Below are 13,248 nucleotides of genomic sequence, written 5' to 3' on the forward strand. Positions count from 1 at the left end.
GACACGATACAGACGGGATTGAAAACAAAAGGAGTGGAGGAACCGTCATGTTGCTACAAGGGATTGCCGCCGCCTCCGGCTATGCTATCGGGCAAGCGTTCGTCCTGCAGGAGCAGGAAGCTTCGGTAGAACGGGCAGACATCGCTCCCGGCGAAGCGGATGCAGAAGTAGAGCGGCTTCAGAATGCGGTTGCACAGTCGAAGGAAGAACTGGAAAAGATAAAGGCAAGCACGGCGGCCCGGCTTGGAGAACATGAGGCGGAGATCTTCGCTACGCATCAGCTCCTTTTGGAGGATGAGGAATTCATCGGGCAGGCGATCGCGCAGATTCGTGCCATGAATGTAAACGCCGAATATGCGCTGCATGAGGTGACCGAGCAGTTGGTCGCGATCTTTGCCGGCATGGATGATGAATACTTGCGCGAGCGGGCAGCCGACTTCCGCGATGTCAGCAAGCGGGTGCAGCGCCATCTTTCCGGCGCCAAGGCGGCTTCGCTGACTGATTTCGCCGAAGCGGTCGTCCTGTTCGCCAATGATCTGACGCCTTCCGACACGGCGCAGCTGGATCGGTCCAAGGTGGCCGGATTCGTTACGCAGATAGGCGGACGCACGTCGCACTCCGCGATTATGGCCCGCTCGATGGAGATTCCGGCGGTGGTCGGGCTGACGGATGCGATGCATAGCGTGAAGACGGGACAGATGGTCATTGTGGACGGATCCAGCGGCATTGTGCTGATCGATCCCGATGCCGAGACGCTGGCCGCCTACCGGGAGAAGAAGGAGAAGTTCGAGCTGCGCCGGGAAGAGATGAAGCAGTATAAGGATCGGCCTTCGGTGACGGCAGACGGCCATCAGGTCGAGCTGGTTGCCAATATCGGCAATCCGCAGGATGCGCTTGGCGCCCGGAATCACGGAGCAGAAGGCGTTGGCCTGTTCCGCACGGAGTTCCTCTACATGGGCCGCGACAACTTCCCTTCGGAAGAGGAGCAGTATCATGCCTATACGGCGGTCTGCCAGACGATGGGAGCGGAGAAGCCGATCGTGATCCGGACGCTGGATATCGGAGGAGACAAGGAATTGTCTTATCTGGAGCTGCCGAAGGAGATGAATCCGTTCCTCGGTTACCGCGCGATCCGGCTCTGTCTTGACCGCAAAGATCTGTTCAAGACGCAGCTGAGAGCTATTCTCCGCGCCAGCGCGCACGGCAACATCAAGCTGATGTACCCGATGATCGCGACAATTACCGAGCTGCGGGCAGCGAACGAACTGCTCGCCGAAGCGCGGCAGGAGCTGGACGCGGAAGGCGTGGCTTATAACCGCGAGATGGAAGTCGGGATTATGATCGAGGTGCCGGCCGCGGCGATTGCCGCCGACCAGTTGGCCGAAGAAGTCGACTTCTTCTCGATCGGCACCAATGACTTGGTTCAATATACGATGGCTGCCGACCGCATGAACCAGCAGGTGTCGCATCTGTCGCAGCCGTTCCATCCGTCCGTGCTGCGGCTCATTAAGATGGTCATCGATGCGGCGCATAGCCGCGGCAAGTGGGCCGGCATGTGCGGAGAGATGGCCGGCAATCTCAAGGCGATTCCGCTGTTGCTTGGCCTCGGTCTGGATGAGTTCAGCATGAGCGCTAGCTCGGTCCTTCCGGCACGCGTGCTGCTGAGCCGGCTCGATCGGGAAGCGATGAAGCCATTGGCCGAGGAAGCGCTGCGGCTGAAGACGGCTGAAGAGATCCAGTATCTTGTCGTAGAACGCATTCCGGCTATTCAGGAGCTGACGATATAATCAGGCAGCTTGAAATAATAAGACAGCTTGTTACAGGCTTGAGGGAGGAAGCAGGGCTTTCTTCCTCAAACTTGACACTTTTCGACAATGTTCATCAAAATCTTGACTTTTTTTTATTTTTTATTGAAGATGGCTTCATGCTGTTTTACAATAAACTTACAAGGATGACGATTTTTTCGTAACCGTTTCCATTTTCTGCTCGCAATCACCCGTCTGATGAGAAAGGAGCTTACCGTTGTCTAGCGAACGCCGCTTTGAGATTATGCGCGCCTTAAGCAACAATGTTGTGTTGGCGAAGGAAGTGCTGACGGACAAGGAAACCATTCTCATGGGAAAAGGAATCGGGTTCGGGGCGAAGCCCGGGCAGCCGCTTCTTTCCGGCGATCCGCGAATTGAGAAGACGTTTTATTTGGACAATAAGCAGAATCTCTCGCAATATCAGATGCTGTTCGAGCAGATTGATCCAGAAGTGATTGACGTATCGGAACAGATCATTTCTCTCGTCGCTTCCGAATTTACTCCCGATCTGAATGAGCATATTCATTTGGCCCTGCCGAGCCACATCGAATATGCGTTGTACCGGCTGCGGCACCAGATCGAGATCGAAAATCCGTTTCTATGGGAAATCCGGACGCTGAACCCGAAGGAATACGAGCTCGCTTCCCGTGCCGCGGAGATTATCGGACGCCAGTTCGGCGTCGAGGTGCCGGAGGATGAGATCGGGTTCCTGACGATCCATATCCAATCGGCCGTCGCCCATGTCCCGGTCAACAATGTGGTCCAGCACAATCATCTGCTGCGGGAACTGGTTGGACTCATCGAAGCGCGGCGGGGAAGTCCGATTCCGAAGGACAGCATCGATTATTTGCGGCTCGTTACCCATCTCCGCTTCGCGATAGAGCGTATCCGCCAGGGCAAGCATTCCCGCAATCCGTTCCGTGACCGGATGCAGGAGATGGCTCCTTATGAATACGAGGTCGCCGGTGAATGCGCGAAGCTGATGAGCGCGCAGTTGAAAGCGCCGGTGTCGGAAGACGAGACAGCCTATATTGCCATGCACTTGTACCGTCTATTTCATCGGGATGCCGAATAACATAGACAGGATTATACTGAATCAAGCGTGTTACTAGTACGACTAGGCATGAGCTTGCCGGAACCATCCGCTTCGCGCGGATGTTGTCCTGCTGCAGGCTCATGTCTTTTTTCGCTGTCCTGGCCATCCCGGCGGCGAATCGGGGCGATGACAGGCTGGGGAATATTTCTTCCGCCTTTAATCCATACTTGTATTACCTTAGACCGTAGTTCCTTTGATTCACTGCGGTTCATGTGCTGTGCTTCAGTGCGGTTCATGTGCTTCATTGCAGTTCACAAGCGGGAATCTGATCGCAATTCACATAACTCCGAAGAAGGCAACTACATTTTCAGCTGAAAGAGGGAAAATAAGATGAATAACTTCTTTGAGAAGGCGCAGCGATTTGGCAAATCATTTATGCTCCCTATTGCGGTCCTTCCTGCTGCAGGACTTCTGCTGGGTATCGGCGGGGCGCTGTCCAATCCGAATACCGTAAGCACTTATCCGTTCCTGGATGTGCCTTGGCTGCAGCATATATTTACGATTATGAGCAGTGCCGGCAGCATCGTGTTCGCCAATCTGGCGCTCCTGTTCGCAATCGGCGTGGCCGTCGGTCTGGCCCGATCGGACAAAGGAACGGCCGGTCTCGCGGCCGGGCTTGGGTACCTGGTCATGAACGCGACGATCAGCGCCATGCTTGTTATTACAGGCAACCTGGCGGCCGATAATCTCGCTTCCGTCGGCCAAGGCATGGTTCTGGGCATTCAGACGCTGGAAACCGGCGTGTTCGGCGGTGTGATTGTCGGTCTGGTCACCTCGATTCTTCATAACCGGTATAATAAAATTCAATTGCCGCAGTTTTTAGGCTTTTTCGGAGGATCGCGTTTTATTCCGATCGTGACCTCGTTTGCCGCGATTTTTGTCGGCGTTGTGATGTACTTCGTCTGGCCGGCGATTCAATCCGTTATTTTCCAAGCGGGCGGGCTCGTGGAAGCGACTGGCTATATCGGTACGCTGTTCTATGGATTCATCCTGCGTTTGCTTGGACCGCTGGGCTTGCATCACATCTTCTACATGCCATTCTGGACGACGGGTCTCGGAGGCTCGATGGAAGTCGGCGGGCAATTGGTTGAAGGCACGCAGAAGATTTTCTTCGCCCAGTTGGCGGATCCGAGCACAGAGAAGTTTTTCATCGGGACTGCACGGTTCATGTCCGGCCGCTTTATTACGATGATGTTTGGCTTGCTGGGAGCCGCATTGGCGATTTATCACACAGCCAAGCCGGAGAAGAAGAAGGTGGTCTTCGGTCTGATGCTGTCCGCCGCGTTGACGTCATTCCTGACAGGAATTACGGAGCCGCTGGAATTTTCGTTCTTGTTTATCGCGCCGTTCCTGTATGTGATTCATGCGTTTTTTGACGGCTTGGCCTTCATGCTGGCGCATATTTTCCAGATTACGATCGGCCAGACCTTCTCCGGAGGCTTGATTGACTTTATTCTTTTCGGGATGCTGCAGGGCCAAGCCAAGACCAACTGGCTGATGGTTCCGGTTATCGGCGCCGTCTGGTTCTGCTTGTACTATTTCACGTTCCGGTTCTTGATTGTCAAATTCAACTTGAGAACGCCGGGCCGCGAGGAAGAAGCGGAGGGCGGAGCAGCCAAGGACGGGGAAGCGTCCGCGGGAGCGGCGTCTGCCGGCGAAGCGAGAGCCCAGGCCGTGCTTCAGGCGCTTGGCGGACAGGATAATATTAAGGATTTGGACTGCTGCGCCACACGCCTTCGCGTCTCGGTATTCCAGGTGGATGGCGTTCAGGAGGATAAGCTGAAGGAAACCGGAGCCAAGGCGGTCATTGTGAAAGGCAACGGCGTTCAGGTCATTTACGGGCCGCAGGTCACGATTATCAAAAACGAAATCGAGGAATATATGGGAGAATCCTAAGAACTCTCCCAGCACCGTAGAAGAGCCCAGGGATCCTGATCCAGAGTCCCGGAAGCCAATGCGGCCCATAGTGCGCTGCGGTTGAATCGTCTAATCTGCCGGGATACCGAATAAGATAGAACATCATACCGTATCAAGCGTGTTACTAGTTCGACTAGGCATGAGCTTGCCGGGACCATCCGTTCGCGCGGGTGTGTCTTGCTGCAGGCTCATGCCTTTTTTCGATGCCGGGCCGCCGGCGTGGCGATTTGCGGTGATGACGGGTTGGAGAATATTTCTTCACCCTTTAATCCATACTTTAACTATCTCTCTAAAGGAGGATACCTTCCATGCTAGGCTTTTTGCAGAAAATTGGCCGTGCCCTCATGCTGCCGGTCGCAACACTGCCTGCAGCAGCCATCTTGCTGCGCTTCGGCGCAATCGATTATGTCAATGAGTTTCATTTTGGTGCTTCGGTCGGCGGCTTTATGAACCAGTACGTTGCGCCGTATTTGCTGGCAGGCGGCGATACGATCTTCAAGCAGCTGCCGCTGATCTTTGCCGTGGGCGTAGCGATCGGTCTGGCCGGCGATGCGGTTGCCGCGTTGGCCGCCGTCATCGCGCATGTCATCCTGCAGCAGGTGTTGGCGACGACGCCGAAAGTATTTGCATTTATTCCGGATGAATTGGTGCTTGATATGGGCGTGCTTGGCGGGATCTTGACAGGGTGTCTCGCGGCGTTCATGTACAAACGGTATCATAATATCAAGCTCCCGGATTGGCTTGGCTTCTTCGGGGGCAAACGATTCGTTCCGATCGTTACTTCTCTGTCGATTCTCGTGCTCGGGATTCCGGTTGCTATTATCTGGGGTCCGATTCAACAAGCGATTGACGCGTTCGGGAACTGGGTCGTCGGTCTGGAAGCGATCGGTTCCGGCATTTTCATGGTCGTCAACCGGCTGCTCATTCCGACGGGCTTGCATCATATTATCAATAACGTCGCCTGGTTCCAGATCGGGTCGTTCGAGTATGCGGGAGAGGTGTACCGCGGCGATATTGCGCGCTTCTTCCACCATGATCCGACGGCGGGCATGTTCATGACCGGGTTCTTCCCGATTATGATGTTCGCCTTGCCGGGCGCCGCGCTCGCGATTATTCATACGGCGAAGCCGGAACGGCGCAAGATCGTGTCTTCCGCCTTCATCAGCGTCGCCGTCGCTTCGTTCTTGACCGGGATTACCGAGCCGATTGAGTTCGCCTTCATGTTCGTGGCCCCTGTGCTGTACGTCGTGCATGCACTGCTGGCCGGCTTGTCCGGCGTCATAACGGCGGTGCTTGGCATTAAGCACGGGTTCGGCTTCTCGGCCGGCTTCATCGACTACACGCTGAACTTCGGGCTTGCGACGAAGCCGCTACTGCTCATTCCGATCGGTCTCGTCTACTTCGCCGTCTACTACTTCTTGTTCCGCTTCATGATCGTGAAGCTGAACCTGAAAACGCCTGGACGGGAGGATGACGCCGAGGTTTCCGAAGAAGAGGAGAAGGGTGCAGCGAATTCGAGCTTGCATGATAAGGCCGTCAAAGTGCTGGATCTAATCGGCGGCAAGGATAACATCACTTCCCTCGATGCTTGCATCACCCGCTTGCGGCTGACGCTGAAGGATGAGTCGCTCGTCGACGAGAAGGGGCTCAAGGGGCAAGGCGCCGCCGGCGTCATGCGCCTGGGCAAAGGCAATGTGCAGGTCGTCTTCGGCACGCAGTCCGAGCTGCTGAAGGAAGAAATGAAGAAGCTGTAAAGCAGCGATTGAGTCAGGTCTCCCGCCTACGGGGGGCCTGATTTTTTTATAGCCAACGGAGGGACAGATCTGGTAACATAGATCCGCTTGATGGAAAAGGGTATGGGGTGGAAGTCAAGCCATCTTGGCCGGTCGAAGTCTGCCGATGATGAACTCGTCCTCATGAAACGGACTTCGCTGTCATGAGCAAAAGGTGGTCCATCACATGAAAAACTGGAAAAATATATTGCTGCTGGCGATCCCGTCGCTGCTCTCCTTCGCGACGCAGACGGTCGTCGGCACGGTTAATCTGATCATGGTTGGCCATCTCGGCGCGATTGTCATTGCGATCGTCGGAGTGGTCAATATTATCATTTACAATGCGTTCGCCCTGTTCTCCGGCATCGGGCATACGGTCAACTATCTCGTGGCGCAGAACTATGGCGCTAATGATATGCGGAACGGCATCCGGCGCACCTATATCGCGCTCTACATCAGCGCGTTGGTCGGGATGCTGCTGCTTGTGATCGGCATCTTTTTCTCCGATCATATTTTGTGGCTCACGACCGGCTCGAAGGAGATTGCGGACCAGGGCACTTATTATTTGCAATTGCGGATTATCGCGCAGGCCTTCGGCATCGTCTCGTTCGCGCTGCACGGCTTCCTGCGGGGCGTCGGGGACACTCGCACGTCGATGATTTTGTCCATCGTCAGTAACGTGACGATTGTAACGTTAGTATACGCGCTGACGTTCGGGCATTTCGGCCTGCCGGAATTGGGGTTGAACGGAGCGGGATATGCGATTCTGGCCGGGGAGGCCATCGGATTTGTGCTAGCGCTGTTCGTCTTCTTCGTCGCGAAAAATAAGCAGTTCCATACGCGGATCGGGGTACGTCCCCGTACGTCCGAGGTGAAGGAACTGGGCGGAGAGAGCTTCAAGCTCGGCATGCAGGAATTCTCGATGAGCCTCTCCATGTTCATCTTCACGATGTTCGTCGCCCGGCTGGGCACGACCGCCCTCGCGGCCAATGAGATTGCATTGAATGTGATGGCCTTCGGCTTCATGCCGGCATTCGCCTTCGGCGCGACGGCGACGATCATGGTCGGGCAGGAGGTCGGGCGCGGCTCGCCGCTCAAGGGACGGCGCGCCGGAACCGACGTCGCGATTATGGGCTCGATCTTCATCCTGCTGCTAGGCGCGGCGGAATTTGTTTTCGCGGAGCCGATCGCCCGGCTATACAACAGCACCGAGCCGGAAGTGTTCCATCTTGCCGCAATTCTGATTATGACGTCGGCGTTCCTGCAGCTGTTCGATGCGCTTTATAATTTCTACGCCGGCGCTCTGCGCGGAATCGGGGACACGACCTTCCTGATGCGCGCGTCGCTCGTGACGAGCTGGCTTATTTTCGTGCCGCTTGCTTATGTGTTCATTTATGTGTTCGAATGGGGCAGCATCGGCGCATGGCTGTCGCTGTATCTGTATCTTATGGTGCTAGGCATCTCGCTTATGGTTCGGTTCTACCGGACCGATTGGAGCGGCATCACGATTCGGAAGTCAGCACCGGCCGAGCATGCCGCGGGAATGTAAGGAATGGCTGCCGCTGTCTCCTTGGAAGGGGAAGGCGGCAGTTGTCTGTTCCGGGCTAACGATCATGGGGAATTACCCCTGCTGCACCGCACCACTAGCTGCACCGCATTAGCTTTACCGCACTTCTAGCTTTGCCGCACTAACTTTACCACACCACTAGCTTTACCGCACTCCTAGCTATACCACACATCATCCGCCGCATCCATTCTCAATCATGTTCAACCCGCTCTGCATCATGTTCAACCCGCATTCGTGATTGTTCAAGCTGTGCCTGCGTGCAGGACTTACAACCCATATGGGGGTGTAAAAAATGAAAATGCCTAAATGGGGCGGCCTTCGAGGTATGCTGGCGCTATGCTGAGCATTGTCATGGTCGTGTCCACGGCAGCCGCGGCTTCGGTTGCGCCGGCACGCGTTCAGGACATCGGCGGCTATTGGGCGGAAAAGACGATGACGGAGTGCAAAGAGAAAGGGCTGTCCCAAGCAGGTTTACCCTACAGTGTGACAGCCCCGCCCCCCCCTCCGCCCTGCTTTGCACAGCGAACTTGCCGAAAAAGCTGCAAAACTACAGTTTTCTGCTTGCGACATTTTCTCCGTTATCGAAATCCTGCAAAACGGCATCAATTTAAGCCGTCCCGAGGGATGGAAAGCAAATATCGGCGAAAATGATGCGCTTTTGCAGGAATTGTATCGAAAAGCGGCGGACAGAGCGTAAATTCCTGTATAAATGCAGGATTCACCGCTTCAACCCGCCGCCGCTGCTGGTATCGCGCTGGTATCGCGCTGATCTTGCGCTGATCTTGCGCTGGTATTGCGCTGGTATCGCGCTGACTCGCGCTGACTTGCGCTGGTTCCGCCGCTGGCTTGCGCCGGCCGGCTACCGCTCCAGCAAGGCTACCGCTTCAGCAAGCTAGAAGCTCCATCTGCCTCCCTGCTGCTGCACGACCTGCCCCGCAATGTCGTTGCCGAGCAGACAAGCCTCCCGCAGCGGCAAGCCGCTGGCGAGGCCAGCGATGAAGGCGCCCGTATGCGAATCGCCGGCTCCGATCGTGTCGACGACGGTTACTTTGCGTGCCGGCAATATTTCGCTTCCTTCGGAAGTGAAGAGCAGCGTGCCGCCTTGGCCCAGCGTCACTACGACGGGCTGGCCGGTCTGCCGGTGCGCCTCCTGAACGGCGTCATTCAGTTCCTGCTTGCCCGTTAATCCGCTCAGCTCCGCACGATTCAAATGCAAGATCGTATTCATGCCCAGTACGCGCCGCAGCGTCGCCTGATCCATGAATGTAACTCTTGGGCTCGGGTCGAAAATGATCCGGCAGGATGACTTCCTGGCAGCTAACGCGTCCAGGATGACTTGGCCGGAAGGCCCCTCCAGCTCGTAGCCGCTCAAATAGATATAATCATATTGCTCCACGCGGCGCTGTTCGAACCAAGCCGGCTTCCATTTCGTTTCGATTCCGGGAATCGTAATGAATGTTCGTTCTCCGTCCTGCTCGACAATCGATAGATTCCAGCCGTTATCACCGTTATCCTCTTCGATCAGCAGCGGGTAGCCGTCGGCCTGCAGCTGCTTCCTGATGATATCCGCATAGGCGCCAGCACCTACGGGGACGAAGAGATCGTGATCGACCTGCAATTGCTTCAAAATATGGGCTACATTGTAGGCGCACCCGCCGACAAGGGTTTCTTTATGCTCGGCCGACACATCTTCTCCCGTTCGGGGCAGCAAATCCAGTTGGATAATCACATCGATAACGGCGGCGCCCAGCACGAGCACTTTCGCATCGCTGCGCGTATTCTTCAGTCGAGTTATCAGATCGGTCATTTTGACTTCCTCCTATTTCCTGGAATTAGCGGACAAGAGTATGAAATAGATCAGAGCGCTTACGGCAAAGGCCAAGAGTACGCCCAGACTATTATCCTGGAAAATGCCTCTGGCAAAAGGACCGTCGAAAAACGGCGAATTGGTAAACATGAACCCGACGATGACGCCGGCTAACCAACTGATTATCCCTCGATAATTCGCCTGATTGTAGTCGGGGTCTGCGAGCAAGCGCTGATCGTACCCGGCTGCTTTTCTAATTTTGACATAGTCGATCATGAAGGTAGCCGCCCAAGCCGCCATGCCGATGCCGAGCAGTCCCAGGAACGTCTGGAAGTTGCCCATGAAGTTTTCCGATACGAACAGCGTGTATATCGGAATCAGAATCATAATAATCGCATGAATGATGACTGATGTAGAGTCTTTTACTCGAATATTCAACGTTTCCAAATTCACTCGCGCCGACTTCAAGCTAATAATACATTGCGGAATCAAGCCGCCGAGAGCGGTTACAAAGTAGAGAATGGTCATCCAGCGCGGCAGCGCCTGGCTAATGACCTCGATTGGGTTGGCCGAGGCCGCCAAGTCCGGCACCGAAGTGCTCATCAGCACGCCGACGCTCATAATGACGAACAACGGAATGAACGCCCCGAATGTTACGCGGGTAAATACGGAGCGCGATGACTGAGTCGGCTTCTGATAGCAACTGTAGTCGGCGGCTGCGATCGACCAGCTGATTCCCGTGCCGGCAATAATGATCGACACAGCAGGCAGGAAGCCGGTTAACCAATCGCCGTTGCTCATATTCATCAATTCCGGCCAATTGGTTTTCGGAATCAAGATTAACAGGACGAGAAGCGTCAAACCGCCAAAGACATAGGTGAAAAAGGTTTGAATCTTGACGAGCGCGTCTTGTCCGAACACACTGGAGACGATGATTAATGCGGTAAAGATGAGCAGAGACATTACGGTTAGGAATTGATTCGAGCTTACGCCAAAAACATTAAACAGCGCCAATAGCGTCAATGTCCCTGTCACAACGTTGACGGCCAGCCAGCCGACGAGGTTGAGCCAGCCCATAAACGTAGGGATGTAGTTGCCTTTAAAGCCGAAGGCGGCTCTGGACAGAACGAAGGTCGTCGCGCCTGTATCTCTTCCGGCCAAGCTTAAATAGCCTACCAACGCGAAAGAGAGCGCGCCTGCCGCCGCAGCCAGCAGAGATTGCAGGAAGCTCAATTGAAATCCGACAATCATCGCTCCATAGACGACGCCCAAAATTCCGATATTGCTGGCAAACCAAATGAAAAACAGTTCCTTAGGCGTTCCGTTTCTTTCCGCAGCAGGTAAAAAAACCGAAGATTCCTGCGTGTTCATTCGAATTCCTCCCATTGTGTGCAATTATTTGCCAAGCATGGATGTGCGGACTTCCGTTAATTCTTGTTTCTATAGGAAAGAAGATGATTCGCGTAATGATGGAGATCGACGGAATTACTCTCATCGATCAGTCGGATCCATAGCGGCTCTATCGCATCGATTCCTGCCTTGGCTCCGCAAATGGCAGTGGCCATGGCCCCGATTGTATCGGTATCTCCGCCCAGATTCGCGCATAACAGACTGCAGCGATGCGGGTCCTTGGCGTAATAGGCAATCGCTAGCGCGGCAGGCACCGACTCGCTCGTCAAGACACCGCTTCCAATGACATCGTAGATTTTTTGGGAGAACTGCTCTTCGTCGTGTTCGTATTGCTTCGCGTACTGAAGCGCCAGCTTCAGACGTTCCGCCAACGATGCGCTATACGTTGCAGCTCCAAGGTGCAGGGCGATATCGTAAGCTTCCAGCGCATCCTGCATCATCGTATCCCAATCCTGATCCTCCAGCGCGGAGCTGACGGCTGCGGCAACCATCGCAGCGCCGCTAACGGCGACGTCGGTCGTATGCGTCACTTTGCTGATGTCATAGACATATTGAGCCAATTCCGCCTTCCGATCCCGGCTGAACAGGCATCCGATTGGAGCGATGCGCATCGCTGCGCCGTTCGTCTCTGCCCTGGATGTGAAGGGCTCGGGATCCTGCCCCTCCTTGATCGCTCCTAAGGCCGCCTTGGAGCTCGGCCCGAGAATATTGTTGTCGAAGGCGCCAATGCGATCGGCCCAGTCTAACAGATGCCGGGCAATAATAGAGGTATCGGGTACAAAATTATTTTCAATGAGCGCATCCAAAATCAATAAAGCCTGCGCCGTATCGTCCGTATATTGCCCTTTCGTAAAATTGCAGGCCACTTCGTTTTCTTGCGGCCCGTCGAGAAAATCCGTAATTTTGCCGAAGTACTCCTTGACCTGGCTTCTCGCCCACAGCTCCGGAGGCATGCCCATCGCATCGCCGATGGCCATCCCGTATAGAGCGCCGACAATTTTCTTCTTCATCATCATTACCTCCACCTTACAGTATTCACACCTACAGCTATCCGGTTATACGTACAAGTCGGAACGAAAAGGAGTTCTGCTTGTCCTTCGCGCAGGGAAGAAGAAGCAGACGAGAAGTCTGTCATTCTAAATATTCGTAACAATTTTAAAGTTCATATGGGGCCCATAGATGACCTTCACTTGTTCGATTTCGACTTCGTCTTCGCTGATAACGGTTCCATTTGCTTGCAGCAAAGGAATATCCTCTTCGTATTCAAGCAGCTCTTTCGTGTTCTTGTCTCCCATTATCGGTTCGATCTGCAGGAGCGCATTTTTGGGAACCGTATTGTATTGCTGCTTCATAATGCTATAGAGCGACTGCTGCGAGAAATCATGCTGATCAATATCCGGGAACACAGATAGCGGGACCAATGACGTATCTATCGTTAACCACAGGGTGGACAGCTTATTCTTGACCCCTCTTACGCGAACCAGCTTCATAAATTGCTGTTCATCCTGCGTAATGATTCGTTTCTCCAATACTTTGGAGACGGGAATTTCATTCTTCTTCGTCACATAATCGGTAAAGCCGCTAAAGTTCCAAATATTATGCTTCACTTCCCGGAGGCATACAAAGTTGCCTTTTCCCTGAACCTGCATTAACAGGCCCTCATTGACCAAATCCGATATCGCTTTGCGGATTGTCGTCCTCGTGACGCCGTATATCTTCATCATTTGCGACTCGGAAGGAATCATGTCCCCTTCCTTATACTTCCCGCTGATAATATCTTGTCTAATAATCCGCTGTAACTGTACATACAGGGGAGTGTAGTCATTGCGATTAAGCATGTAAGCCTCCTTTCATCTTATCCGGTTGTACGTATA

General features: G+C 54.3%; 9 protein-coding genes. 5 read left to right on the top strand and 4 right to left on the bottom strand.

Annotation, left to right across the window (positions count from 1 at the left end; all coding sequences use genetic code 11):
• Positions 1-47: 47 nt before the first annotated feature.
• From ptsP to FLT43_RS20240, 5 genes are all read left to right on the top strand, one after another.
• On the top strand, positions 48-1,787 hold the full coding sequence (gene ptsP / locus FLT43_RS20220; protein ID WP_087442854.1) for a phosphoenolpyruvate--protein phosphotransferase: 1,740 nt from the start codon (positions 48-50) through the stop codon (positions 1,785-1,787).
• Positions 1,788-2,022: 235 nt separating this feature from the next.
• Complete coding sequence (gene glcT / locus FLT43_RS20225) at positions 2,023-2,880, top strand: glucose PTS transporter transcription antiterminator GlcT (protein ID WP_174818205.1); 858 nt, start codon at positions 2,023-2,025, stop codon at positions 2,878-2,880.
• A gap of 351 nt (positions 2,881-3,231) precedes the next feature.
• A complete protein-coding gene (ptsG, locus tag FLT43_RS20230) occupies positions 3,232-4,797 on the top strand; it encodes a glucose-specific PTS transporter subunit IIBC (protein ID WP_087442855.1) in 1,566 nt (521 codons plus the stop codon).
• A gap of 329 nt (positions 4,798-5,126) precedes the next feature.
• On the top strand, positions 5,127-6,572 hold the full coding sequence (gene nagE, locus FLT43_RS20235) for an N-acetylglucosamine-specific PTS transporter subunit IIBC (RefSeq protein ID WP_087442856.1): 1,446 nt from the start codon (positions 5,127-5,129) through the stop codon (positions 6,570-6,572).
• 205 nt (positions 6,573-6,777) lie between these two features.
• Positions 6,778-8,139, top strand: coding sequence for an MATE family efflux transporter (locus tag FLT43_RS20240; RefSeq protein WP_087442857.1), 1,362 nt, complete (start codon positions 6,778-6,780; stop codon positions 8,137-8,139).
• 910 nt (positions 8,140-9,049) lie between these two features.
• Here FLT43_RS20240 and FLT43_RS20245 read toward each other — a convergent pair.
• The 4 genes from FLT43_RS20245 to FLT43_RS20260 form a co-directional block, all read right to left on the bottom strand.
• Entirely contained in the window at positions 9,050-9,964 is a 915-nt protein-coding gene (locus tag FLT43_RS20245) for a PfkB family carbohydrate kinase (RefSeq protein WP_087442859.1), read from the bottom strand.
• Between the two features lie 12 nt (positions 9,965-9,976).
• Positions 9,977-11,335 carry a purine-cytosine permease family protein gene (locus FLT43_RS20250; RefSeq protein ID WP_087442860.1) on the bottom strand — a complete coding sequence of 453 codons (1,359 nt, stop codon included), beginning with the start codon at positions 11,333-11,335 and terminating at the stop codon, positions 9,977-9,979.
• Between the two features lie 56 nt (positions 11,336-11,391).
• Positions 11,392-12,384 carry an ADP-ribosylglycohydrolase family protein gene (locus FLT43_RS20255; RefSeq protein WP_087442884.1) on the bottom strand — a complete coding sequence of 331 codons (993 nt, stop codon included), beginning with the start codon at positions 12,382-12,384 and terminating at the stop codon, positions 11,392-11,394.
• Between the two features lie 126 nt (positions 12,385-12,510).
• Positions 12,511-13,212, bottom strand: a complete 702-nt coding sequence (locus FLT43_RS20260) for a GntR family transcriptional regulator (protein WP_087442861.1) — start codon at positions 13,210-13,212, stop codon at positions 12,511-12,513.
• Positions 13,213-13,248 lie beyond the last annotated feature (36 nt).

Source organism: Paenibacillus thiaminolyticus, from assembly GCF_007066085.1.
GTDB lineage: Bacteria > Bacillota > Bacilli > Paenibacillales > Paenibacillaceae > Paenibacillus_B > Paenibacillus_B thiaminolyticus.

Excerpts from the sequence above, each read along its gene's own strand:
- FLT43_RS20240 (WP_087442857.1), top strand. The coding sequence starts at position 6,778 with ATGAAAAACTGGAAAAATATATTGCTGCTGGCGATCCCGTCGCTGCTC.
- FLT43_RS20260 (WP_087442861.1), bottom strand. The coding sequence starts at position 13,212 with ATGCTTAATCGCAATGACTACACTCCCCTGTATGTACAGTTACAGCGG.
- FLT43_RS20255 (WP_087442884.1), bottom strand. The coding sequence starts at position 12,384 with ATGAAGAAGAAAATTGTCGGCGCTCTATACGGGATGGCCATCGGCGAT.
- ptsP (WP_087442854.1), top strand. The coding sequence starts at position 48 with ATGTTGCTACAAGGGATTGCCGCCGCCTCCGGCTATGCTATCGGGCAA.
- nagE (WP_087442856.1), top strand. The coding sequence starts at position 5,127 with ATGCTAGGCTTTTTGCAGAAAATTGGCCGTGCCCTCATGCTGCCGGTC.
- FLT43_RS20250 (WP_087442860.1), bottom strand. The coding sequence starts at position 11,335 with ATGAACACGCAGGAATCTTCGGTTTTTTTACCTGCTGCGGAAAGAAAC.
- ptsG (WP_087442855.1), top strand. The coding sequence starts at position 3,232 with ATGAATAACTTCTTTGAGAAGGCGCAGCGATTTGGCAAATCATTTATG.
- FLT43_RS20245 (WP_087442859.1), bottom strand. The coding sequence starts at position 9,964 with ATGACCGATCTGATAACTCGACTGAAGAATACGCGCAGCGATGCGAAA.